At 68.3% G+C, this 2,830-nt stretch carries 2 pseudogenes; one reads left to right on the forward strand and one right to left on the reverse strand.

Going from position 1 to position 2,830, the window contains the following annotated elements:
• Positions 1 to 1,175: pseudogene (locus tag ACZ6J5_RS36065) on the reverse strand (sugar-binding protein); the annotation flags it as partial.
• A gap of 531 nt (positions 1,176 to 1,706) precedes the next feature.
• Between ACZ6J5_RS36065 and ACZ6J5_RS36070 the strand changes: the two are divergent.
• Positions 1,707 to 2,830: pseudogene (locus ACZ6J5_RS36070) on the forward strand (hypothetical protein); the annotation flags it as partial.

The following is a 2,830-nucleotide window of genomic DNA, read 5'->3' on the forward strand; positions in this document are numbered from 1 at the left end:
GAGTTGTTGGAGCCGGGCTTCTTCGAGTCCTGACGGCAGTTGGCGTACGTACGGGTGATGGAACCCGCGTTGTAGTCCCAGCCGTCACCGATCCACGAAGCCTGGTTGTTCGACGACGACGTACGCCCGTCGACCGACTGCGAGGAATAGGAGAGGTTCACCTTCGGCATCAGACCGCCGGCGGTCTCCGGGGTCTGCACCTGGTAACCGTAGGTGAAGGCACCGGACGAGGAACCCGAGGACCAGGAACCCGACGAAAGCAGCGGAGAGGCGGTGAAGTCGCCCTGCACCGAGGAGCCGGTGTCGAGCATGCCGACCGCCGAGCCGCCCGCCGCGTTCGCGACCGGCCGCACGCCGTCACGGTACGAGGCCTTCGTCGCGCCGGACTGGGCGGTGAAGCCCTCCCCAAGCAGGCTGGACACCGGCACCGTGCCGGTGACGAGCTTGCGGGTCGGGGCGTTCTTCGCCGCCGTCGTCTTCGTCGGCGCGTCCTTCGCGGAGACGGTCTCCACCGTCGAGCTCAGCCGCTCGAACTTCTCCGTCTTGTCCGCGTCGTCCTTGCCGGACATCGTCGTCGTGCCCGCGTCGTCCGCGCAGTCACCCGTGGTCGGGGACGAGTACACGCACTCCGGCAGCAGCATCAGACCGAAACGATCCGCCGCCTGCGGACCGTACAGGTCCGCGAAGCCGGTGGTGTCGACGGTCAGCGCCACCTCGGCCGCCGGGTCCACCGACGCCGGCGGGGTCACCTTCATGACCAGACCCGACACACCCGCGTCCTGCGACGTCGTCGGCGGCGCCAGGTCGACCTTCCAGTCACCCGCGACGGCCGCCGGGTCGCCACCCTCGGGAACACCCAGCGCGATCGGCAGACCATTGGTCAGCGGCACAGTGGTACCCGGAGCGGTGGAGGCCGACAGCGTCGCGTTACCCGAGCCCGCGGTCCACGCCGTGGTCGCCTTCGGGTCGTACGGGTCGACCGGGACCTCAGGCGCGGTGCTCAGCGTCTTCTGTGCCTCGGCGTCGCCGTCGAGCTCCGTGCTCTTCGGGATGTCGGGCAGGTCGACGTCGGTGGTCGACTCCTGACGGTTCATGCCCGGGCCGGGGATGGCGAGCGCCTGCCCGCCCAGGCTCGTCACGGTCAGTGTCGAGGACAACAAAAGGACGGTCGCCATGCGGCTTCGCCGCAAGCGCCGTCGTTGTGACTCCGTCACGGCTGGGCGTCCTAGCCCCAGCCATGACAGCGGACCTGAAGCACGCATACGCGTCGACTCCCACCCTGGCAAACAGACATCGTGTGAGGTGCGGAAACACCAAAATGCACACACCTGCCTCAGGTGCGTGCCTGCGTACCCTCCGCCATCCGATGAGGGCTGAGCAAGATTGCCCGTTCCCGGTTGCGCATGCGCGAAGTGACTTGGATCACACCCCACTCCGCCGCAGAGACCCACGACTGATCGCCTTTGCGGTACATGCCGCAAAGTCGACATGAACGACTCCTCGGGCCGTCAAATCGCTCCAATCGACTCAGAGCTGACGCCACATCAAGCCAGACCCCCGAATTGGTAACGGTCTCATAAAATTCTAATCCGTAGACGGTCTGTGTGGGGTGTGTGATCGTGTGTTCGCTTTCTGCCCCGCGGCCTGCCGTCTGGGGCTGTTTGTGCTGTCCATCGTCCGTCTGGTTCACACGGGAGTAGACCGCCGTGACCGCGCCGCCCTATCTCAGCCCCTTCGTGCGCACGCGCACGCGGCTGTCTTTGACCATCGGCCTTGTGCTGGCCGCCCTCACCGCTGCCCTTTTGCCCTGGTGGCAGCCCGATTCCGCACCTGTTACAGCTGGTGGCAAGGCCACCGAGGCCAAGCAGGCCGCGACCGGCCCGAAGGACGAGTCCGCCGCGCGGGCCGAAGCCGTTCGCAGTGGCAAGAAGGTCCTCGTCGACACGGCGACCACCGCCACCTCACAGACCTGGGCCCTGCCCAACGGCCAGCTCCGTTCGCAGATGCACGCCCTTCCCCAGCGAGCGAAGAACGCCGCCGGCAAGTGGGCGCCCATCGACAACAAGCTCACCCGCAGCACCAAGGCCAAGGCCGCGCGGGGGCTGGGCGTCACGCCCGTCAACGCCGTCTACCCCGTGCGGTTCTCCAGCGGCACCTCCGCCCAGGGGTCGCGCGCGGACCGTTCCTTCGCCCGCGCCGAGACCCCGGGTGCCTCGCTCCTCGCGGAGATCGAGTTCGGCACCCACACCATCGCCTACACCTGGCCCGGCGCCCTGCCCGAGCCCGTCCTCGACGGGCCCCGCGCCCTCTACCCCGAGGTCCTGCCGGGCGTCGACCTGCTCCTGGTCGCGCGTGAGGAGGGCGGTTTCGCCCAGGTCCTCATCGTCAAGACCCCCGAGGCCGCCCGCCAGAACGCGCTGAAGTCCGTGACCTACGGCCTGCGTTCGGCGACCGCCACGTTCCAGTACGAGGCGAAGGCCAACCGCGTCCTCGTCCTGGACAAGGCCGGCAAGGAGGTCGGCTCGATCCCGACCCCGTTCGCCTGGGACTCCAGCGGCCGCGACCCCGAGCTGCCCGAAGGCACCGTCAACCGGACCGCGGTGAACACGCCTGCGGACGTGCTGAAGCTCTCCGGTCTCACGGGTATCGAGCCGGGTGCCAAGTCCGCCCAGCTCCCGATCACCCTGGCCGGTGACAAGACGGGCGCTGCGAGCCTCGTTCTCGATGTCGCGGCGACGAAGCTGTTCACCGCCCAGGGTGTGAAGTTCCCCGTCTTCGTCGACCCGACGATGAACTCGGGCTGGCAGGCCTGGACCACCGCCTACCGCCC

The sequence above is a fragment of the Streptomyces sp. NPDC042100 genome, from assembly GCF_055582325.1.